The sequence below is a fragment of the Vibrio sp. genome (assembly GCF_038138445.1).
Lineage (GTDB): Bacteria > Pseudomonadota > Gammaproteobacteria > Enterobacterales > Vibrionaceae > Vibrio.
This window is the reverse complement of sequence record NZ_JAYQDQ010000041.1, coordinates 15,150-36,126: the sequence shown is the minus strand read 5'-3', so window position 1 is coordinate 36,126 and position 20,977 is coordinate 15,150. Positions and strand designations below refer to the sequence as shown.

At 43.5% G+C, this 20,977-nt stretch carries 18 protein-coding genes and 2 riboswitches; of the genes, 5 read left to right on the top strand and 13 right to left on the bottom strand.

Annotation, left to right across the window (positions count from 1 at the left end):
• The 4 genes from AAFM34_RS12065 to AAFM34_RS12050 all read right to left on the bottom strand — a co-directional run.
• On the bottom strand, window positions 1-446 hold a 446-nt coding region (locus tag AAFM34_RS12065), incomplete at its 3' end, for a hypothetical protein (protein WP_341663151.1).
• Between the two features lie 81 nt (window positions 447-527).
• Complete coding sequence (locus AAFM34_RS12060) at window positions 528-968, bottom strand: hypothetical protein (protein ID WP_239174217.1); 441 nt, start codon at window positions 966-968, stop codon at window positions 528-530.
• Between the two features lie 76 nt (window positions 969-1,044).
• A complete protein-coding gene (locus AAFM34_RS12055) occupies window positions 1,045-1,326 on the bottom strand; it encodes a hypothetical protein (RefSeq protein WP_114787512.1) in 282 nt (93 codons plus the stop codon).
• A gap of 628 nt (window positions 1,327-1,954) precedes the next feature.
• Window positions 1,955-2,551, bottom strand: coding sequence for a hypothetical protein (locus AAFM34_RS12050; protein ID WP_341663150.1), 597 nt, complete (start codon window positions 2,549-2,551; stop codon window positions 1,955-1,957).
• Between the two features lie 473 nt (window positions 2,552-3,024).
• Here AAFM34_RS12050 and AAFM34_RS12045 point away from each other — a divergent pair, with 473 nt between their 5' ends.
• Window positions 3,025-3,594, top strand: coding sequence for a helix-turn-helix transcriptional regulator (locus AAFM34_RS12045; protein WP_341663149.1), 570 nt, complete (start codon window positions 3,025-3,027; stop codon window positions 3,592-3,594).
• Window positions 3,595-3,780: 186 nt separating this feature from the next.
• Window positions 3,781-3,958, top strand: a riboswitch (Lysine riboswitch).
• 87 nt (window positions 3,959-4,045) lie between these two features.
• A complete protein-coding gene (gene lysC / locus AAFM34_RS12040) occupies window positions 4,046-5,395 on the top strand; it encodes a lysine-sensitive aspartokinase 3 (protein ID WP_341663148.1) in 1,350 nt (449 codons plus the stop codon).
• Between the two features lie 70 nt (window positions 5,396-5,465).
• On the opposite strand, the gene pmbA is transcribed toward lysC, so the two are convergent.
• On the bottom strand, window positions 5,466-6,809 hold the full coding sequence (gene pmbA / locus AAFM34_RS12035; RefSeq protein WP_341663147.1) for a metalloprotease PmbA: 1,344 nt from the start codon (window positions 6,807-6,809) through the stop codon (window positions 5,466-5,468).
• A 108-nt stretch (window positions 6,810-6,917) separates the two neighbouring features.
• Here pmbA and yjgA point away from each other — a divergent pair, with 108 nt between their 5' ends.
• Window positions 6,918-7,445: a ribosome biogenesis factor YjgA gene (gene yjgA, locus AAFM34_RS12030; RefSeq protein ID WP_152429449.1), complete on the top strand. Its 528-nt coding sequence runs from the start codon at window positions 6,918-6,920 to the stop codon at window positions 7,443-7,445.
• Window positions 7,446-7,521: 76 nt separating this feature from the next.
• Here the strand turns inward: yjgA and thiQ are convergent, their stop codons facing one another.
• From thiQ to mpl, 5 genes are all read right to left on the bottom strand, one after another.
• Window positions 7,522-8,229 carry a thiamine ABC transporter ATP-binding protein gene (thiQ, locus tag AAFM34_RS12025; protein WP_341663146.1) on the bottom strand — a complete coding sequence of 236 codons (708 nt, stop codon included), beginning with the start codon at window positions 8,227-8,229 and terminating at the stop codon, window positions 7,522-7,524.
• Window positions 8,216-9,817: a thiamine/thiamine pyrophosphate ABC transporter permease ThiP gene (gene thiP / locus AAFM34_RS12020; protein WP_341663145.1), complete on the bottom strand. Its 1,602-nt coding sequence runs from the start codon at window positions 9,815-9,817 to the stop codon at window positions 8,216-8,218. The genes thiQ and thiP overlap by 14 nt, the downstream gene beginning before the upstream one ends.
• A gap of 9 nt (window positions 9,818-9,826) precedes the next feature.
• Window positions 9,827-10,819, bottom strand: a complete 993-nt coding sequence (gene thiB / locus AAFM34_RS12015) for a thiamine ABC transporter substrate binding subunit (protein ID WP_341663153.1) — start codon at window positions 10,817-10,819, stop codon at window positions 9,827-9,829.
• A 49-nt stretch (window positions 10,820-10,868) separates the two neighbouring features.
• A riboswitch (TPP riboswitch) is annotated at window positions 10,869-10,986 on the bottom strand.
• Between the two features lie 27 nt (window positions 10,987-11,013).
• On the bottom strand, window positions 11,014-11,637 hold the full coding sequence (locus AAFM34_RS12010; RefSeq protein WP_341663144.1) for a flavin prenyltransferase UbiX: 624 nt from the start codon (window positions 11,635-11,637) through the stop codon (window positions 11,014-11,016).
• Between the two features lie 14 nt (window positions 11,638-11,651).
• Entirely contained in the window at window positions 11,652-13,001 is a 1,350-nt protein-coding gene (gene mpl, locus AAFM34_RS12005; protein ID WP_341663143.1) for a UDP-N-acetylmuramate:L-alanyl-gamma-D-glutamyl-meso-diaminopimelate ligase, read from the bottom strand.
• A 347-nt stretch (window positions 13,002-13,348) separates the two neighbouring features.
• Between mpl and fbp the strand changes: the two genes are divergently transcribed.
• Both fbp and ppa read left to right on the top strand, forming a co-directional pair.
• The gene (gene fbp / locus AAFM34_RS12000) at window positions 13,349-14,362 is read left to right on the top strand and encodes a class 1 fructose-bisphosphatase (RefSeq protein ID WP_341663142.1); all 1,014 of its coding nucleotides are present in this window, start codon (window positions 13,349-13,351) and stop codon (window positions 14,360-14,362) included.
• Window positions 14,363-14,569: 207 nt separating this feature from the next.
• Complete coding sequence (gene ppa / locus AAFM34_RS11995; protein ID WP_341663141.1) at window positions 14,570-15,097, top strand: inorganic diphosphatase; 528 nt, start codon at window positions 14,570-14,572, stop codon at window positions 15,095-15,097.
• Between the two features lie 39 nt (window positions 15,098-15,136).
• Here the strand turns inward: ppa and AAFM34_RS11990 are convergent, their stop codons facing one another.
• From AAFM34_RS11990 to AAFM34_RS11980, 3 genes are read right to left on the bottom strand one after another with little or no spacing between them, the layout of a single operon-like run.
• Window positions 15,137-15,484 (bottom strand): gamma-glutamylcyclotransferase, encoded by a 348-nt coding sequence (locus AAFM34_RS11990; RefSeq protein WP_341663140.1) that lies wholly within the window; start codon window positions 15,482-15,484, stop codon window positions 15,137-15,139.
• 20 nt (window positions 15,485-15,504) lie between these two features.
• A complete protein-coding gene (locus AAFM34_RS11985; RefSeq protein WP_341663139.1) occupies window positions 15,505-19,263 on the bottom strand; it encodes a translocation/assembly module TamB domain-containing protein in 3,759 nt (1,252 codons plus the stop codon).
• Complete coding sequence (locus tag AAFM34_RS11980) at window positions 19,260-20,969, bottom strand: autotransporter assembly complex family protein (protein ID WP_341663138.1); 1,710 nt, start codon at window positions 20,967-20,969, stop codon at window positions 19,260-19,262. The genes AAFM34_RS11985 and AAFM34_RS11980 overlap by 4 nt, the downstream gene beginning before the upstream one ends.
• Between the last annotated feature and the right edge of the window lie 8 nt (window positions 20,970-20,977).

Sequence of the window (20,977 nt, the reverse complement as noted above, 5' to 3'; positions counted from 1 at the left end):
AATCGAACCGCATAAGCCATATTTTCTGCGCTCAAATCTAAGGGGGTTGCTTGGATTTCTTGCGGTTCATCTAGACAATCAAGCTCCGCGTCAAGCGCCATACTCTCGCCATTGTCGTTATTGCCCATTTGCGCAGGATCTAAAAAAAGCTGGCCAGTTAATAAGGTGATTATCTTGTGTGCCACGTTAGCCACTGCGAGGGTAGAATTGGCGTGATTCACAGCTGGCTTAATCAATACCGTCACTTTGAGTAGATGCTGGTAACGGTCATCGGCTAAGTAATTGCATTGCTCGATACTTGGCAGCGGCAAGCTAACAATTGGCTTATTCACTTGTTGGCTGTCTGGTGTCTCTGAGTATTGCACCTTTACGCTTTGCCCAAGGGTGGTGGTAAGCAGTGCGTTAAGCCGCTCAAGATAATTACCAAGGTCAGAAATGTCGTTCATTTTCAATGCCTCACTTCAACAGATAAAAAAAGCGCCGTTATCACAGGCGCTTTCGCAGTTAATATTCAAAACCCAGATTGATCAAACCAGCTGAAAATCACAGGTTTTTTCCATGTATTCACTACAAGGCATCGCTCTCCACCACTTGGAAAATAACCTAGCCCTGTCCAAGCGTCTTTTCGGCACTCGTTCGATATTCGCCAGCAACCATGCGGCGACTATGATCAAAGAGAGATGAGGGTTATTGGATAAATGAGCAAAATTAATCGACTTCAAGTCGATACCCAGCGAGTTCAGAATCACTTTACGATGATGGTAAAATCTGTGGTGTTGTTGCATTAATCCAAATTGATAGTGAGAGATTGAACAAACCCCGCCAAACTTACTTTTTCTTTGACCTGACTTTGACTCAACTTGAGTAATTTCATACAGAAAGTGTCCTAAATTACGAACTCCAAATGCTTTTCCTACGAGAAAACAGGCTTCTTTAAGATGTGGTGAGGACAAAGCGCCATGCTCCATTGATTCAGCTCCTAGTGATTAGGATCCAATTGATAGGTAGTGAGATCTACCTTGATTTTTGGGCTCCATAAAAAAGTTAAACATCTTTCCGAAAGGCTTGTTGAACAGTAAATCTAATGATGTGAACATGCCCAAGCGCCCCGAAAAGGCCATAAACAACAATTTGGCTGTATGTCATTCCTTGCATCAAACCTAAGTGCCACGCCCCAAATGCCATTGCTAAAGCAATAAACACTTCTGCAAAAAATATCTTAGGTGAGATTTTCTCTGACTTTTTTAACATCACGCCTAATCTCGCAATGATAAAAACGGCAACAAACAGCCAAAAGCCATTGGTCTCTTCATCATTCGTTAACATAAATTACAACTTAAGGGTGTGAGTGGTGATTAAAGCGATACCGATAAAAAAGCCCCTCTGCGGCGAGAGGGGCTTAAGTCGATAATTCGTTTCTAGTTATGGTAATAACTAAGGAAATCTTCGACGATGACAAAATACTATCATGCAAGGTCAGGATAACGCAACAACAAATTACTCACATTTGAGCTTTTTTTTGTTTTTAATTCAAAAACAACTCCGAATGAATACGTAAAAGCCTTAAATAAAAATAGAGAAACCTAATCTTTCCACAGTTAGTTTTAACTATCAGTATTATGAATTCACACTAGATAGCGCAGGCTCGGACATAGATACCACACTGATACTTGATTCTCATTGTATGGGCTAGCTGCCTGACCTAACTTAAACAATAGCTCTTATCTATTAAATAAAAGAGAGAGTTAAGAACTCCATGCAGTTATCTATTTGCAATGCTCACAAAAAAGCCCCTCATAGTGATAAGAGGGGCTTGGTCAGTTTAGATTGGTCATCGTGAAAACTTAACAATTCTTCGATGATGAAAAAATAGTATCATGCAAGGTCAGGACAACGCAACAAAAAAGACTCATATTTGAGTCTTTTTTTTCGATTCATAACTTCAAGAATCAACTTAATGATTCAAAAGTTGCCTTTGAAAAGTCCTTAACGAGAGCTCATCGAGAGCTTGAAACTGATCAGTGATACTATCATTATGCTTAGCATAACACTGAAAGTATGTCTGTTTTTTCACACCGATTGCCTCAAATAAATTTCGCTGTAAGCAGTCAACAAACTCTCGCCGTGTCAAACGCTCAAATACCATATTCCTAATCTTAGCTTTAGTTGGCTTACGGCAATTTTCTATAGGTAACTCTCCTTCAACTATGCTGACTAACTCCGGAACTAGACTATCAGGTGAGCTTTCACCGTACCTATAGATCAACCACTTAGCTAAGTGTGAAGGCAATGACTTGAGAACTCTCTGCACCCTTAAGTGCTCAAACACATCATCAGAGCAGTTGAGCCGTGCACCCTTATGGGAACGAGAAGCCTTGATGTGTAGTGGATCTCTAGTCCGCTCACCCTGCCTTCTTGAACCAGGACGCCGCTCGATATTATACATAGCACCATCAAAGCCAGCGCTTGATCTTTGTGGTTGATAAATAGCCAGCGCCTGCGCAATCAAAGCGCGAGTTTCCTCTAGTTGCTGTTGGTCATAATTAGTCAAGTTACTCCCCCTTACTGAATATGAAATTTATCTATTAAGAGCGTAAATAAAATTCAAAGAACCAATAGGTAGATATTATTAGATCTAAAAATCATAAAATCAACAAAACAACTCAAATTTGAGCTTTTAGGCGCATTGTTTATTTATTTTGAACAGATAAGGTAAAGTAAACGAGATAATTATAACTCAATACATAGCAATACCTGTAGGTAATAGAGCAAATAAAACACAGCTAAAACCCTTAGCATCACTATGGAAAACCGGATAACAAGCATATCAAAAGCACTATTTTTGTGTCATAAGGTGACTTTATCTGTAAAAAAACTCTAAAATCACTCTTGTTGCTATAAGATGCTTTATAATCGACCGAAAAAATAACAACACCACTGGGATAAACCAGAGGCATACTGAGCTCTTTTTCTAGAGTAAAACAACTGAGTTGGGCGTTTAGATTAAAAATAGGAGTAAAGCATATGCCAGATGCACATCAGGTTTTTACGGCAATACGCAAATCGAAAAAATTAAAGCAAAAAGATTTTGTCGGTATCGCAAGCCGCGCAACGATAGGAAGATTTGAACAGGGAGAGGGTGACTTACCCACCCAAGTACTGGTACGCGCACTCGAAAAAATGGATACCACACTGGGCGAATTCGTGACCCGTATGGAAACGGAAGAAATGCATGGTTATCACACCAAAAGCGTGAATATTCTAAGTTGGGCAGACATAGAAAAAGAGCAGCCAGACTCACAAGGTTCGACCTTTTACCCCAATGGCGCTAAGCCGGAAAGCTACGCTCTCAGAGTTCGTGATGCGGCAATGATTTCTTCGGACTTTGCCATCAATTACCCTATTGGCTGCTTTATTATCGTAGAGCCAATCAAATCGGCCAGTGATAACACTTTAGTGATCGTTAAAGCCGGTGGCACTTTCCACTTCAGACGTAAATATCGCGGTAAGTTTATTCCCGCAAACCGAGAGTTTGAAACGATCGATCAGGGAGAGGTCGTTGGCCGAGTGGTAGGCTGGGTTGGTCATGGTTAATCAGCTTTTTCGCCAAGCGATAAACGCAGTCCTAGCACGACTATTTTTAGTTACTTGAATAAGTAGAAAACCTATCGGTTTTCCTTGCCACTTTATCGATTATCCAACTAAAGTTTCCGTTGACAAACTGCTCATAAACACGTTCAATGCAAGAGGTACGGTGCTTATTATCACTGTATTTATGCATTTTGCAGAAGAGGAGCACTACCCAGGTAGGTGTTTTGTGGAGCCACAACTCCAATACACAACACTGAGGGGGAGTAGTGCCGAGGTAGATCAATATTGTGGATTTGATCTGTCGGTTGACTTGGGTTGAGTCCCATCAACTGTCACCAGCTCAGTCTGGTGAAGAGCTTCTGAGGTCGCCCTAACAATAAGCCCCTCGACTCGCTCATTCTCTCTTCAAGCAAAGGATTACTATTCATTTTCAGGAAGTTTTGGGAGAAATACTGTGAGCAATTTTAATGTTGCTAAGTTTGGTGGAACCAGTGTGGCTAATTTTGAGGCCATGAGTCGCTGCGCGGAGATTGTCGAGCAAAGACCAAATACAAGGCTGGTTGTGATTAGTGCTTGTTCTGGGGTTACCAATCTATTGGTTGAATTGGCCAATGGCGTATCAGACAATGATCATCGAAGCCAGCTTCTCACTCAACTTGCAACTATCCACGAAAACGTACTTAGTCAGCTAAGCGATGCTACCAAAACCTCCAGTGACATCTATGAAATCCTTGATACTGTGACTAGTTTGGCTGAAGCCGCCTCTATTCAACCCAGTAAAAAGCTCACCGATCATCTCGTTGCTTGCGGTGAGTTAATGTCTACTCATCTTCTCACTAAACTCATGCAAGAACGCGGTATTCATGCTCATCGATTTGATATACGCGAGGTGCTGCGAACAGATAGCTCCTTTGGTAAAGCCGAACCCGAACTCGACACTATCTTCAGCCTTGCTCAGTCAAGATTGGTTCCTTTGTGCCAAGAGCATATCGTTATTACACAAGGGTTTATTGGCTCAGATGCGCAAGGTAATACGACCACATTGGGCCGAGGTGGTAGTGACTACAGCGCTGCGCTGATAGCAGAAGCTGTGGCAGCTAAAGGTCTTGAGATTTGGACAGATGTTCCCGGTATTTATACCACTGATCCTCGCATTGCCCCTAAGGCAACGCCTATTGCGGAGATAAGTTTCAGCGAAGCGTCGGAAATGGCCAACTTTGGCGCTAAGATCCTCCATCCTTCGACATTAGTGCCTGCACTTCGTCATGAAATCCCCGTATTTGTAGGCTCATCCAAGCAGCCAGATCAAGGTGGCACTTGGATTCGCCACCAAGTAGAAGATTCGCCTTTATTTCGAGCACTAGCTCTGCGCTGCAACCAAACTATGGTTACGCTACGCAGTGCACGCATGTTTCACGCTTATGGCTTTTTGGCGAAAGTGTTTGAAATTTTGGCCAAACATAAGATTTCGGTCGATTTAATTACCACATCTGAAATCAGTGTGAGTCTCACTTTGGATCAAACTGATACCGCAGGAGGTGCGCCTCAACTGCCACAAGAAGCACGCGCAGAACTTGAAGAATTATGCAGTGTCGAAGTAGAACATAACTTGTGTCTGGTGGCGTTAATTGGCAACAAAATGAGTGAAAGTAAGGGCTACGCAAAACACGTTTTTGGCACGCTTGAAGACTTTAACCTCAGAATGATTTGTTACGGAGCCAGTCCACACAACCTTTGCTTTTTGGTCAATGAAGCCGATTCTAAGCTCGCGATTCAAAGACTGCATAGTCAGTTGTTCGAATAAATTCACTTGAAATAAAAAGGGTTGAACATTCAACCCTTTTTTATCACTGGATAATAGTTCCGATAGACTATCAGTCTCCTGCCACTTTCATACTTTCTAGCAAAATAGAACCAGTCTGAATTTGAGAACGCGTTTCGATATCGCTGCCAACTGCTGCGATTTTTTCAAACATAGCACTAAGATTGCCGGCAATTGTCACTTCAGAAACTGGATATTGTATCTGACCATTTTCCACCCAAAAGCCTGCCGCTCCTCGAGAGTAGTCTCCAGTGACTATGTTGACACCTTGCCCCATCACTTCAGTAACCAAAAAGCCTGTACCTAACTCTTTAAGCATTTGCTCAAAGTCTTGTCCCGTTGATTGCACGTACCAGTTATGAATACCACCAGCATGACCTGTTGGTGTCATATCTAATTTGCGCGCCGCGTAGCTGGTCAAAAGATAGGTCGATAGCACACCATCGGAGATAATTTCGCGATCTTGGGTTATCACACCTTCGCTATCAAATGGGCTTGAAGCCAGTCCTCTCAATACATGAGGTTTTTCTGAAATATTGAACCAGTTAGGTAAAACCTGCTGACCTAAACGATCAAGTAAGAAAGAAGACTTGCGATACAAATTACCACCACTGATTGCCATCACGAGATGACCAAGCAAGCCAGTAGCAACATCGGCAGCAAACATAACTGGGTACTGACCCGTTTTCAGCTTTTGCGCATCAAGACGACGAATGGTCTTTTCTGCCGCTTTTTCGCCAACCGATTCTGGCGTCCAAAGATCGTCTTTACAGCGCGCAACCGTATAGCTGTAATCACGCTCCATCACACCACTTTTGCCTTCACCAATAACACAGCAACTGGTGCTGTGACGGCTTGATGCATAACTCGCCAGCACACCATGGCTATTACCATAGACTTTTAGACCATAGTGACTGTCATAGCTGGCGCCATCACTTTGTTTGATTTTGTCGCTGTGTGATAACGCTTGCTGCTCAGCCCGTATCGCAATTTGCGCTGCCTGATCAGGGTCAGGAGTATCAGGGTGAAATAAGTCGAGATCGGGTATTTCTTTGACCATCAGCTCTTTTGGCGCAGGACCTGAGTAAGGGTCTTCAGAAGTAAAATTGGCGATATCAAGCGCCGCCAAAACCGTTTGTTGTATCGCCTTTTCACTCAAATCAGATGTCGAGGCGCTGCCCTTTCTCTGCCCTTTAAACACAGTAATACCTAAGGCACCATCACTGTTAAACTCAACATTTTCTACCTCACACATCCGAGTAGAAACACTTAATCCAGTGCTCTTTGTGATCGCGACTTCAGCACCATCGGATTTTTGCGCAGCCATTTCGAGTGCTTTTGCAACCACGGCTTCGAGCTCAACGCTTTGCTGAGCAATTTGCTGTTTTACGTCCATATTTTCTTCATGCTTTAGGTATATTCTTCCTAGGATAACAAGAATTTCGCTTTCTCCCCATGATTCTTGTTAAAATAGAGAAATAGACAGTTAAATTAAGGCAGAAAAATGGCACGTAAGAACCAAAAAGCGCCATGGGAAGAAGAGGAAGAAATCATTTGGGTCAGTAAGACTGAGATGAAACGTGACATGGAAGAGTTGCAGAAGCTAGGCGAAGAATTAGTGAATCTAAAGCCTTCTGTGCTTGAAAAATTTCCGCTCAGTGAAGACTTGGCAGACGCCATTAAAGATGCGCAACGTTTTAAAAACGAGGCTCGCAGACGTCAGCTTCAATATATCGGCAAGTTGATGCGCTTTGAAGACCCAGAGCCTTTGCAAGCCGCATTAGACAAAGTGCGTAACAAGCACTCGCAAGCAACCGCTGCCTTACATAAGTTAGAGCAGCTTCGCGATCGTATGCTCACAGAAGGCGATGACGCGATTGCTGACGTACTGGAACTTTACCCGCAAGCCGATCGCCAGCGCCTACGACAGTTAGCGCGTCAAGCAGTAAAAGAAAAGAGTGCTGGTAAGCCTGCTAAAGCGTACCGCGAGATATTCCAAGTGCTCAAAGCACTCCACGATGAAGAGTTTTAACACTCCACGAACTTAGCATTAAACTTGATAAATAATTAAGGCTAGCGTGCTAAATCGCTAGCCTTAGTTGTGTACTTCAACCCTGCCCTGCTTTGACAAACTCACTCAATATTGGGTCTTTATGCTCGGACGTTAAATCCTCAATATTGCCTGATGCCCAAACTTTGCCCTTATCGACATAGGCAAAATGTGATCCTATGGCTCTAGCATCACTGAGATGATGAGTCACCATTACAAGGGTAATATTGCGTTCAGTGGCAAGTTTATTGACCAATGCGAGCATTTCTTCACGTAAGATGGGGTCTAATGCTGAAAAAGGCTCATCTAAAAGCCATATAGGATGAGGCTGGACAAAGCATCGGGCTAACGCCACCCTCTGGCGCTGGCCACCAGATAGTTGCTCGGGTAAACGATCCAAATACTCGTCGATACCAACCTGCTTGGCGGCTTGCTCAACCATAGAACGCTGCTCTTGGCTCAGCTTCAAGCCAGGATGTAAGCCTAAACCTATATTCTCTCTTACGCTAAGGTGAGCGAACAAATTATGCTCTTGAAACAAGAATGCAAATGGCCGCTGATAAGGTTCAAGTTTTACAATATCCTCTCCATTAGCAACAATTTCACCACTTTTTGGTTGTATAAAACCCGCTGCGAGAGCCAATAATGTTGATTTACCAGCACCACTTGGGCCCATAACAGCAACTCGGCTTCCCTGCTGAATATCTAATTCAAACAGGAAGGTATCTTGTTGGTAATGGTAACAAACATCTTTAAACGTGAGCATATTTCACCTTAGAGTTAGCTTTGAACAAGGTTTCTATCAAAGCAAAGCAGCCTAGACTCAAAATTAAAAGAGTTAGAGAGACCACAGCTGCTGCTGCAATTTGATAACTTCCTAATAGTTGGAACAAATACAGCGGTAAAGTCCGAAACTCTTGGCTGCCAAACAAAGCAATGGCACTAAGATCGCCGATAGCAAACATAAAACTGATAGCCAATGCATGAGCTAGTGGCTTGCGCAATGCTCGCCATTCAATCAATCGAAAGCGTTGCCAACCTTTGATACCAAGGCTGGCACACAAATATTGATATTGTTGCTCAATATGCAACATAGGTTGGGATAGGGTTTTGATCACATAGGGTAATCCCATCAAAGCGTTAACCATCACCACCACCACAAAACCTAAACTGAACACATCCGTAAAACTTCGCAGTAATAAAAACAATCCAGTCGCAATAACCAAACTTGGTGTGACTAGAATAATGGTTCCGATCAGTTCAATTTGATCAGCAAAACGGGCTTTGGTATTCAACCTCAGACGTCGACTGGTCAACAAAATAGCAATGCCAGCGAAAAGAGCAAAACCACTGGCCAACAGCGCTATCTTGCACGATGTCCACAAAGCATTCCAAAACGCTGGGTCGCTAAGCACCTTGACCGCTTGGGCATTGAATCCACTCCATACCACCATAAACAGTGGTGGAATCACCAACAAAAGACTAAAGATAATCCAAAAACCATCCCATATGCGAGATCTCCACGAAGCGGATAGAGAGAAATGGTCGCTAATTTGCGTCGAAGCTGTGACCGAAATAGGCCTTGCCAAGCGATGCACAGCGAAAGCAATAAGGCTGCACAATAGCATTTGCCATAACGCTAAAATCGCGCCTGCTTGCAAGTCAAAGTCAAACTTTATCGCCTGATAGATAGCCAGTTCAATGGTGGTTGATTTGGGGCCTCCCCCCAGCGCCATTACAGTCGCAAAACTGGTAAAGCACAGCATAAACACCAAACCAATCACATGGGGCAATTGCTGACGCAGTCTAGGCCATTCTATCCATTTAAATTTATGCCAATGTGTCATTCCAAGGTGAGCACAAAGTTTGTGTTGCTCGCAAGGAATAGACTCTAGGGCCATAAGTAATAATCGACTGGCGTAGGGCAAATTAAAAAATACGTGAGCAAATAAAATGCCTTTAAGGCCGTAAATAGAAAATGGCGCTTCAAGCCCCATCCAATCAAGTAGTTCAACTATTAAACCTTTATTGCCATAGATGGACACCAGCCCAAATATTCCGACCAACACAGGCAATACTAAAGTGGCGGAAAAGAGCTTGAGTACCCACTGCTTACCAACAAATGAATTTCGATACAAAGCGTGAGCAACTGGAATAGCAAGCCCTACACTCAACAAAGTTGATAATGAGGCTTGATAGAAACTGAACTTAGTGACATGTCGATAATAAGGATCAGACCATATTTGCGACAGATCTAATGAAGGAGTAAAAGATAGCAATGCACCAATGGCACAAACAACAAAGGCCGCGATGCATATCGCGACCCAGAGTCCTAGCTTGGGGATTTTATACAAAAGGTACCCTTAGAAAGTCAAAGCGCTTTGCCATTCTCTAATCCATGCCTTGCGGTTTTGAGCCACCTCTTCTTCATTTAAGCTCAGTGCTTTATTGGGAACGGTGAGAGTGTCAAAGCCCTCAGGTAAAGTGACATCTGTGACCGGATACATCCAGTTACCCGTAGGCATCAGAGATTGAAAGTCATCGCTCAAAATAAAGGCCATAAATTGGTCTGCCAATTGAGGATTTTTTGATGATTTGACCTTAGCAGCGACTTCAACTTGGGTATAATGACCTTCGCTAAAATCCGCAGCAGCAAACTTTGCGTCATTCTCTGCAATCAAGTGATAAGCAGGAGATGTGGTATACGAGAGCACCATGTCGGCTTCACCATCAAGAAATAACGAATAGGCTTCAGACCACCCTTTCGTCACTGTCACTGTTTTCTTCGCTAACTGCTGCCAAGCAGGAGAGACTGCATCGCCATAAACAGACTTCATCCATAGCATCAAACCTTGACCCGGCGTAGAGGTACGCGGATCTTGATAAATGACTTTAAGGTCGTCACGAGATTCAACCAGCTCTTTAAGGCTTTTAGGCGGCTTTGACAATTTTTCCTTGTTATATACAAAGGCAAAATAACCAAAATCATAGGGCAGAAATACTGAGTCACTCCAGCCATTAGGCAAGTCGACCGTTTTGGTATCAACCTGATGTTCAGTGAGCAAGCCAGTTTTCTTTGCTTCAGGCATTAAGTTCTTATCTAAGCCGAGTACGATATCTGCCTTGCTATTTTTACCTTCTAAACGCAAGCGATTAAGAATTGATACACCGTCATCTAAAGCAACAAAGTTCAAGTCGCAGTGACATTTTTCCTCAAATGCTTGCTCTATTTTAGGGCCAGGGCCCCATTTAGCCGCAAAAGAATCATAGGTATATACGGTTAATGTATTATCCGCTGATGATGCTGAAAATGATGCAAATAGCGCTAAAGCTATAGTGCTATGAAGGGTTTTCACTGCTCGCTCTCCTTGATTGAGCGGCACAGGTTTGAGCAAACATTTATCACAAATATTTTGACTCAATTCCTACGCCAGTATTATCTGGTTCAGGTATACGGGTCCTAGGCAATGCCTAATCTCAGCCTTATCACTAATAGTGATAACCAGCTCCCCGTTGAGTGTTGACCGAATTGTAATGGGAATTGAGTTATTTATCTAGAGTCATATCCCCAGCGTGGCACCATCTTTTGTTCTACACCTAAATGATCCAGCACTCGAGCGACCATAAAATCTACCAGATCCTCTATTGAAGACGGTTGATGGTAAAAGCCAGGTGCTGCTGGCATGATAGTCACGCCCATTTGAGAAAGTTTGAGCATATTTTCCAAATGCAAAGTCGAAAACGGAGTTTCTCGCACAACCAAGAGTAATTGGCCACGCTCTTTAATAACAACATCTGCCGCTCGCTCAATAAGATTATCCGACATACCATGGGCAATTGCTGCAACACTGCCTGAAGAACAAGGACAAACCACCATCTGTTTCGGCGCAGCAGAACCTGACGCCACGGGAGAAAACCAATCGTCTTTACCATAGACATGCAATTGTTCAGAATCACAACCAAGGTATTCAACCAAGGTTGCTTGGATAGCTTGAGGGTTGCCGGGCAGTTTCATATCGTGTTCAGTGGCAAGCACCACTCTTGCTGCAGAAGATATCAACAAGTGAACCTGATACTCAGCGGCGAGTAAGCACTGCAGAAGCCTCAATCCGTATGGCGCTCCTGATGCCCCTGTGAAGGCCAATGTAATGGCCTTGTTGTTTGTTTCATTCATACTACTAGATTCATTTACTCGGCAAGTTTGGCTAACAACTTTTCTTGTATGCCTTCAAAGCCGCCGTTACTCATTACTAGGATTTGATCGCCTGGCATAATTCTTTCTGTGACCATATCAACTATAATATCGACACTGTTTGACGTATATGCAGGCTGATTACACTGCTCTGCAATATCGGCAACAGACCAATCAATATTGTCTGGCTGATACAAGAACACCTCATCTGCCTGATGAAGTGAAGCAGCCAGAGTATCTTTATGCACGCCTCTTTTCATCGTCGCACTGCGCGGCTCGAGCACAGCAAAGATACGCTGACTGCCAACCTTATTACGCAATCCACCAAGAGTAAGTTCAATCGCTGTTGGATGATGGGCAAAATCATCATAGACTCGAACTTGGTTAACCTCGCCTTTTAGTTCCAGTCTGCGTCGGGTATTAATAAATTTAGTTAGCGCCTGACATGCCAGCTCTGGTACAACACCAACATGGCGAGCTGCAGCAATCGCCATCAAAGCATTGTCAACATTATGATCACCAACCAAGTCCCATTTAACCACACCAGACTCTACGTCTTGAAAAAACACCTTAAATTGAGAGCCATCAGCCAGCATTTTTTCTGCTCGCCAATCACCTTGCAAACCTGTGACTTCTTTTTCACTCCAGCATCCACGCTCAAGTACATCATCAATGTCTGTATTTTGCGGTACAAGAATACGGCCATTGCCTGGAACTGTTCTGACTAAATGATGAAATTGCCGCTTTATCGCTTCAAGATCATCGAATATGTCTGCATGATCGAACTCAAGATTGTTGATCACCAAGGTGCGAGGGTGATAATGAACAAACTTTGACCGCTTGTCGAAAAAAGCGCTATCATATTCATCGGCTTCCACGACAAAAAACATACTTTCGCCCAAGCGAGCTGAGACACCAAAGTTTCCCAATACCCCTCCGACCAAGAATCCAGGTTGATAACCACATTCTTCTAAAATCCATGCCAACATACTTGAAGTGGTGGTTTTACCGTGAGTGCCAGACACCGCAAGCACCCAACGGTCATGAAGAAGAAACTCCTGCAACCACTGAGGACCGGATGTGTAACGCAGATTGCTATTGAGAACATGTTCAACACAAGGGTTACCACGACTCATCGCATTGCCAATCACAACAAGATCGGGAGCTGGCTCAAGCTGAGAAGGATCAAAGCCCTCAATGATATCGATACCCTGAGATTCAAGTAAAGTACTCATCGGCGGGTAAACATTTGCATCACTACCAGTAACTTTGTGGCCTAACTGACGAGCCAAAACTGCAGCTCCGCCCATAAAAGTTCCACAAATCCCCAAGATATGAATATGCATCTACAACCTTCTCCTCAGGTTAGAGTTGACTAGCTATTATGGTGATTATACGCGTAAATGCGAGAACCTTTGGTTAGGTTTTGGTTGAAAAGCCACAAATATCGGCCCTCCAAGACAGTAAAACTAAAAATGAATGGCTTTTACCTGCGATAAGAGAAGCTAAAATAGGCAATTCAGCCAACTCTAGCGAAAAGTTTTGTTACATAACCAGTAAAACGAGATCTTGGTCAGTTAGTTTATTACCAATAATAAGAAATAGCTTTTAGAATAAGGCTTGGCAATAGAGTGCTCCGTTAGAGAACACCAAAGCCAATACCCTACTATTGAAGCGACTTAAAGGAAAAACCATGTCTGGTATGCGCACCCTTGGCGAATTTATTGTCGAGAAACAAGCGGACTTCCCCCACGCTAGCGGTGATTTATCATCTCTACTTTCATCCATTCGCCTAGCGGCCAAAATTGTTAACCGTGAAATCAACGCCGCAGGTCTAGGCGATATCACAGGTGCCGTTGGCAGCGAGAACATCCAAGGTGAGGATCAGCAAAAACTCGATGTCTACGCGAACGATAAATTCAAAGCGGCATTAGAAGCCCGAGATCAAGTTTGTGGCGTAGCAAGTGAAGAGGAAGATGAAGCAGTAGCGTTTAATAAAGAGCTCAACAAAAACGCCAAGTATGTGGTCCTTATGGATCCTCTTGATGGTTCATCTAATATCGACGTCAACGTCTCTGTCGGTACCATCTTCTCTATCTATCGTCGAGTTTCCCCTATTGGTACTCCACCAACTCAGGAAGATTTCCTGCAACCAGGACATAAACAAGTCGCCGCTGGCTATGTTATTTACGGTTCATCCACTATGTTGGTATACACAACGGGCAAAGGAGTCAACGGCTTTACTTATGATCCTTCTTTAGGCACCTTCTGTCTCTCACACGAGAATATGATGATACCTGACGATGGAACCATCTACTCGATCAACGAGGGTAACTACATTCGCTTCCCTATGGGCGTAAAAAAATACATTAAGTATTGCCAAGAAAATGAGCCATCTGAGCACAGGCCTTACACTTCTCGCTATATTGGCTCACTAGTCGCAGACTTCCATCGAAACCTTCTAAAAGGTGGAATTTACTTGTATCCAAGTACTCAAAGCCACCCTAGTGGTAAACTGCGCCTGCTCTACGAGTGCAATCCTATGGCTTATATTATTGAACAAGCTGGTGGCGTAGCATCTGATGGCCAAAATCGAATCATGGATCTAAAACCAACTGAATTGCACCAACGCGTGCCTTTTTTTGTTGGCTCTAAAAACATGGTTAAGAAAGTAGAAGAATTTTTACTCCAGCACCAAGAAGATTAAATTATAGGGCGCGACTTCGCGCCTTTTTCACATTTTCTTGAACCAAATCTCGCCTTATCCAGTTTACAAAAAACCAAGTTTAGCAGTAAGGTATTGCGATCTTATATAGCCCAGTACTTCTATAGGCTCGCGTTAAGGTTTTAAGCGACATTTCGCAACGAGATAAGCGTCCCTAATAGAAGTCAATACAAACAAGGAATTACCCAAATGAGTTTAAATAACGTGCCGGCAGGAAAATCGCTTCCAGATGATATCTACGTGGTGATCGAAATCCCAGCTAACGCAGATCCAATCAAATATGAAGTAGATAAAGAATCAGGGGCTGTATTTGTCGACCGCTTTATGTCTGCACCTATGTTTTATCCATGTAACTATGGTTATGTTAACCACACATTGTCACTCGATGGTGACCCAGTTGATGTGCTAGTTCCAACACCACATCCTTTAATGCCAGGGTCTGTTATTCGCTGCCGCCCTGTAGGTGTTTTGAAAATGACAGATGAGTCTGGTGAAGATGCCAAAGTGGTCGCTGTTCCACATAGCAAGCTGTCTAAAGAGTATGATCATATTCAAGACGTTCAAGATCTGCCTGAACTTCTTAAAGCACAAATCACCCACTTCTTTGAGCGCTACAAAGAGCTTGAGTCTGGAAAGTGGGTAAAAGTCGATGGCTGGGAAGATGTTGAGTCAGCAAGAAAAGAGATCCTCGAATCTTACCAACGCGCAAAAAAATAATCTTATTAAAAAGAGCCTGTTAGGCTCTTTTTAACACTCCTATACCCTTTGGCACCAATCCCCTGATGAAATGAGCGTATCGAGTTTACTGCTGTTTTGATAGATGTATATCCAAGCTTGACCAAAAGGCGTTTCAATCTGATCTCGTCGATATTCAACCGGCACATCTTCTAATTGATCCAACTCGCTAAGCGTCTGATCATTAATAAGATAAACTTCACCTAAGATAGAGTCATGACCTTCAACCACCGCAGGGTATGAGCCAAGATCATAGAGAGCGTAATGAGGTAAGCTTTCACACTGGCCTAAACATTGATTCCCTGAAAGATAGTTATGGTTTCTTTCCCCCTGCCTCAATGTTCCATACACAAAAACTAAATGTTGCATGCTGCAATCTCACTTTCTCATTAATTAAATTCAAACTGGTAAAGTAACTCAACCGCACTATCTAACCCAGATATCGCTTCAACGTAAAGATCTTGCATCAAACGATAGCGAACTGTGAATTCTCCAACCGAATCGAAAATACCTACACCGTATTTGACTTGTAAGCCGGGGAGTACATAACCGCTAACCGTAACTTGTGAGTCGTCTCCTGAGCCTGCCGTGTCAAGGTGCAGATCCTGAACACCGAATGCTTCACCGATCTCTCCTACAACTCGGCCACTCTTAGCTAAACTAAGACCAATTAAAGTGGAGGTCACACTATTACCACCTGACTCCCCATCAATGTCTCGGCCACGTAGTAAGTATGATAATGCATTCGCTTGTGGCAAGCTTGGTTCTGAAAATATTGTCACACTTGGCTCATCAACCGGACCTATCACCTTAATTCCAGCAGTGTAATCGTTTTGAGTGTTATCAGGATTACGTATCGCGGTGATTTGCACAAAAGGCTGATCAACAGGTCCATTCATCAAGATCTTTCCTTGTTGGATGATCAAATCCTGACCAAAAGAGCGATAAGAGCCATCTATAATATTTACCTCTCCAGTCACAAACGGTCCTTTATCTCTCTGCGAGACATTTAAGTTTCCAGATAAATCACCTTCAAGACCAAACGCGGACAACTTAAGCTCGTCGCCAATACTGATATTAACATTGGTTTCGATACTAAACGGAATCGTCGGCTCTGTACTTTCTGGTTCTAAATGTTCGTTTAGGAGCACTTGATCTTTAGACACGCCAATAGCACTAGGAGGCAGCTCTTCAACCACAATCTTTCCCCACGGCAAAGCTATCGTACCGTCGATGCGAGCTTGTTTTGGCGAGGCTGATATTGTCATATCAGGTATAACTTTGACTTTCACCATAGGAGGGAGATCTACCATAAGCTCATCAGCAAACACTCGCAGATTGGTTTGCCACTTTTTAAGGTCTCGCCAATCGGCTTCTCCTTTCGCTTGTAACTGCCCATCCGGTGTATCAACAGCTGCGGTCAAGCTTGCACCATATCCAGAAAAGTTGACATCAATATTTCCAGACTCAATTTCTACAGGGGTTACTTCGCCTTTTAGAAGGAGATCATCAAGCACAAACTTCCCTTTTAATTTGGGCTTCATTATTGGGCCTGTGAAAGACAATTGAGAATTAAGCGTTGATTTAAACTGACTATAGTCGCCCAAAAATGGTTCGAGAAAATCCAATTTGAGTTCAGTTAATTGCAGTTCTCCATCCAAAGACTTGTTTGTATCGACAACATTGAATACCTTGGCATGACCTGAAAAATTTCCATTGTCAGCCAAGTCAACTAGCCAGTTGGTTGATAATACATTATCTTTTAATGCCGCCTTTAAACTAACGCTCTCCCAGCCCAAACGAATTGGATGTGCACCATGATCATTCACCATGCCCTGCCCCATCCCAAGGTCCACTGTGAGGACTGGTGGAGTATCAGGAGCCCAGCTCGCCATAGCGGAAAGATTAAGATCGCCTTTAAGCTCTGTTTTTTTAGGGAAAATAGATTGCAACTGACTAAAGTCGATATTGGATATGGAAACCTTAGCTTCACCACTTTTACCCGCATGTATATCCTTATCCAAGCAAATTGAGGCTCCCTCTTGCTGCCAACAGTGAGCTGCAAAAAAAACTTGCTGAGATTGAGCGGAGTACCCCACCGGAGTCGCGCCCGCTAATGTCCATACCCCTTGTTTTGATTTAATAAACATCCCATCTAAATTGCCTCTCCAAACCAGCTCAGGAAGACGCTCTAGCTCTCCGTGAAGATTGAGTTGGGTGGAAACGATATCCGACACGACATCTAAGCTGAGCGTATGACTTTTCTCATTACCTTTTGTATTTAACAAAACCTGATCGATAACGTAATTCTGATAGTGAGCATTAAATACCGATAGTTTTATGTTACCTGCGATTTGAGTAAGCGGGGATAACTCACCTTCTAGATCAATAGTTTTAGCATCGATATCTTTACCCCAGCCGACATCCCTCGCTTTGAGCATCACACCAATTCTAGGCTGTTGGATACTGTCTTTTAATATTAGGTTTCCTTTTACGTTACCGCGTAGATTAGGCACGGTTAGCGACATATCCGCAAAAGAAACCTCTACCTTCATATCCGACGCTTGTTCAATGACACCATTGGCCTTCACAAAGTTTGGCCCGTGGGATAAAGCGAGCCCCGACGTGGTCACCTTGATGCCCCCTGTTCCGGTTTCATCAGAGGCTGACAGTTGCCCCAAGAGCTTGAGTGGATAGTCACGTACAACACCGTCAATATCTAACTTAGGAACCGCTATTTTCCATCCACCTTGGTTTGTCAAAGCACCAGAAGTGGTCAAACGACCACTGATTTTTCCTTCGGCATCTTGCCATTGCCTACCTGGCTGAATACCCGTCAGTAAGAGATCGGCAGACCAGTTAATTGGGGCTTGCCAATTCGCCATCACCTGACCAGACACCTCCCCTCCTAAGGTTTTCAATGAGAGTGTCTCTAAATCAATTTGCTGCAGATCACCTCGGCCCAAAATGGTCAGTTGAGCTTCAGGTATTTCTTTACCTGAAATCTTGGCATCGAGAGCAATGTTATAGATATCTAACGAGCCTTTACTCTTCAAGCTATCCACAGCAACAAAGTAATCTCCCTCTCCCAATAAAGGCCACTGGGCCTGAACGTCTAATAAGGAAAGTTCAAATGGAAGATCTTTTCGCAGCGGCTGAACAAAGGCTTGGATTTTTCCTTTAGTTAAACCACCTAGCTCACTCTCTAACGAGAGATTAGCAACACTGCCCGAAGCCTTAAGATTGATGATTTGACCTTTAGCAACAGGCTGTTTAATGGTTGTTTGCAGATCTAGGCTGATAGGGTAGTCTTCCAGAAAAGTCACTGCTCCATTAAGCTTGGCAGCCAATTGAGGCATATCTAACTGCATGGCTCGTAGATTAATTTTTGAACCTACCGCCTGTGCTTCAATCGCTAAATTGTTTACTACAACAGGTGTGTCTTGTACCAAAGTAAAATCATGAATATCTAATCGTTTCAGGTTTATATCCAAGGGTAAAACGACACTAGGTAACTCAATGTCATGCTGCTGACTAGTCGATGAGGCGCTAGCTGGTTTTGGCGTATTTTGTTCTGGCGCCAAGGTTAGACGAGTCTTACTTAACAAGGTTTTATCAATAGTTAAGCGCTGTCCCACCCAGCTCAATCCAGTGGTGAAAACCCCGACTTGAGCCCGATAACCAAGAATATTGAGATCAAGATCAGACAGTGATAAACGTTTAGCAGTCAGCGGTATCGGTAAGCTAACACTGCTTTGGCTTCCTGTTTCTGGCTCAGCGGAATTTTGTGGATCTGATGATGTTTCAGGCATATAAAATTTAAGGCCATTAAGGGTAAGTTCGTCAATACAAATACTTGCCCCTACAAGGCACGAAACATCAACACCAAGAGTGATAGAATTGACGCCTATATCTAAATTTAGTGCTTGGTCTTGATATGAGACCTTATTGAGAGTGAAGCGCGGAAAAAGTGCTCCAGAGTAGGACTCGATTTCAAGCTGTGGCAGCGACTTTTCGGCCGCCCAAATGACAAACTTTAACCCGGAAGTGGTAAACAAAATAACCGATAGGCCGAGAACAACAGCAAATATTAGCGTCATTGCCGCAATTGAAAACCACTTAGACCATCTTATAACAAACTGGGTCATAGCTCTGGGCCCAATGTGAAATGAATTTTAAACTCATCACCTGGGGTAGCATCTAACCCCCAAGCAAAGTCTAATCTGACTGGTCCCACGGGAGATTCCCAGCGAACACCTACTCCTGTACCACGTTTGAAGTCAGGTTCATCATTAAACGCATCGCCATAGTCGTAAAAAGCCGCTCCCCACCAATTGCCATAAATTCGGTATTGATATTCCAGTGAAGAAGTGGCCATATATTTAGCACCCGTCAAGGCTCCACTGCTGTCAGTCGGTGAAATAGATTGATAGTTATAGCCGCGCAAGTTGTTATCACCACCAGCAAAAAAGCGCAAAGACGGTGATAATCGTTCAAAGTCTTCAGTGATGTTGGCACCGCCATCTAAACGAAAGATCCCTCTATGATTTTGCCCTGCACTACGAATCCATGTCATCCCACCTTGTAGGCGGATAACCCTAGTCTCTGACAATGCTCTGTCATCACCAAATTCAAGGCTCAGCGATTGTTTATCTCCCCAACTTGGCATTGCCCCGCCACGTATTCTGCTGCGGCTAAAACTAAAACCGGGCAATAAGAATTGTCCAGAGTCATCTTGGAGGCCTTGCTCATAGTTTTCCAACAAATATCGAATATAAAGGGCTCGGTGCCATCCGTTATCAAGTAGCCAATGACGCTCTAGGGCTAGATTCGACTCTAAGCTTTGCGTATCTCGGTTATCTAAGTTTTTCATACCGTACTTAAGCTGATAATACTCATTTAGAGCATCCTCTAGTGGGACTTTATAGCCTGCTGTGACGGTTTGCTCTGGCCCAGAAATTGAAAAGCTGCTAGTGAAACTATGGCCGTTGCTATTGACCCAAGGCTGTTTCCATTTGAGCGATCCTTTTGCACCAACATCTGTTGAGTAACCAAGACCTGTTTCTAGCTGATTTCTCGCCTGCGGCGCTAAAGAGACCTTCATAGGTAACTCTCTCCCTTCTCCCAGATGAGAAAGATCAGGTTCAACTAAGACAGATGAGAACCATTCCGTGTTGGACAGGTTTTGGTTATATTCGCCTACAGCTGTAGCCAAATAGGGATCGCCCTGTTTGTAAGGTGACAAGGATTCAACACGCATCAAGTCTATTTGGCTACCGGTAATCGAGCTTTGGCCAAAGGCATAACGAATACCACTATCAAAATGAAGTCGAATAAAGGCTTGATCTAAATTTGGCGACACCTCCAGTCGACTTACCGTGTAATCTCCATCAAAATAACCTCTTTGCAAAGCAAGGTTACGAATGCGCGATTTCAGCCCATCATACAAACTATGGTTTAATACTTGCCCCTGTTTGAGACCACTGCGCTCAATCAAGGTCTTAAAAGCTTGATCATCATGCGCTTCACCACTTAACTCTATGTCCACCAGCGCAATCAAGACTGGCTCTCCGGGCACAATAGTGATGACTAATTCCTGCTCTCCACTGTTTGTCTCAAATGAAAAGTTGGGATGATAATAACCAAGTGCATTGAGTGCTTCAGTTAAACGCTTTTCGACCCGAGCTTGAAAACGCAAACTGGTACTATAGTCTTGGCTAGGAATTGCCTGCAGATAAGTTTCAACATTTTGCTCCAACTCTCCTGATACTCCGCGAATCGACAGCGATATTTCTTGCCCGAAGGCTGAAATACTGCTTAAAAGTAGAATCGCTGGAAAAAACGGTTTTATCATGGTTTATT

What these genes read in the sequence shown, in the direction of transcription:
- AAFM34_RS12055 (WP_114787512.1), bottom strand. Translation starts at nt 1,326, where the DNA reads ATGTTAACGAATGATGAAGAGACCAATGGCTTTTGGCTGTTTGTTGCC.
- AAFM34_RS12045 (WP_341663149.1), top strand. Translation starts at nt 3,025, where the DNA reads ATGCCAGATGCACATCAGGTTTTTACGGCAATACGCAAATCGAAAAAA.
- AAFM34_RS11980 (WP_341663138.1), bottom strand. Translation starts at nt 20,969, where the DNA reads ATGATAAAACCGTTTTTTCCAGCGATTCTACTTTTAAGCAGTATTTCA.
- AAFM34_RS12060 (WP_239174217.1), bottom strand. Translation starts at nt 968, where the DNA reads ATGGAGCATGGCGCTTTGTCCTCACCACATCTTAAAGAAGCCTGTTTT.
- AAFM34_RS12010 (WP_341663144.1), bottom strand. Translation starts at nt 11,637, where the DNA reads ATGAATGAAACAAACAACAAGGCCATTACATTGGCCTTCACAGGGGCA.
- yjgA (WP_152429449.1), top strand. Translation starts at nt 6,918, where the DNA reads ATGGCACGTAAGAACCAAAAAGCGCCATGGGAAGAAGAGGAAGAAATC.
- thiQ (WP_341663146.1), bottom strand. Translation starts at nt 8,229, where the DNA reads ATGCTCACGTTTAAAGATGTTTGTTACCATTACCAACAAGATACCTTC.
- AAFM34_RS11985 (WP_341663139.1), bottom strand. Translation starts at nt 19,263, where the DNA reads ATGACCCAGTTTGTTATAAGATGGTCTAAGTGGTTTTCAATTGCGGCA.
- ppa (WP_341663141.1), top strand. Translation starts at nt 14,570, where the DNA reads ATGAGTTTAAATAACGTGCCGGCAGGAAAATCGCTTCCAGATGATATC.
- mpl (WP_341663143.1), bottom strand. Translation starts at nt 13,001, where the DNA reads ATGCATATTCATATCTTGGGGATTTGTGGAACTTTTATGGGCGGAGCT.
- AAFM34_RS11990 (WP_341663140.1), bottom strand. Translation starts at nt 15,484, where the DNA reads ATGCAACATTTAGTTTTTGTGTATGGAACATTGAGGCAGGGGGAAAGA.
- pmbA (WP_341663147.1), bottom strand. Translation starts at nt 6,809, where the DNA reads ATGGACGTAAAACAGCAAATTGCTCAGCAAAGCGTTGAGCTCGAAGCC.
- fbp (WP_341663142.1), top strand. Translation starts at nt 13,349, where the DNA reads ATGTCTGGTATGCGCACCCTTGGCGAATTTATTGTCGAGAAACAAGCG.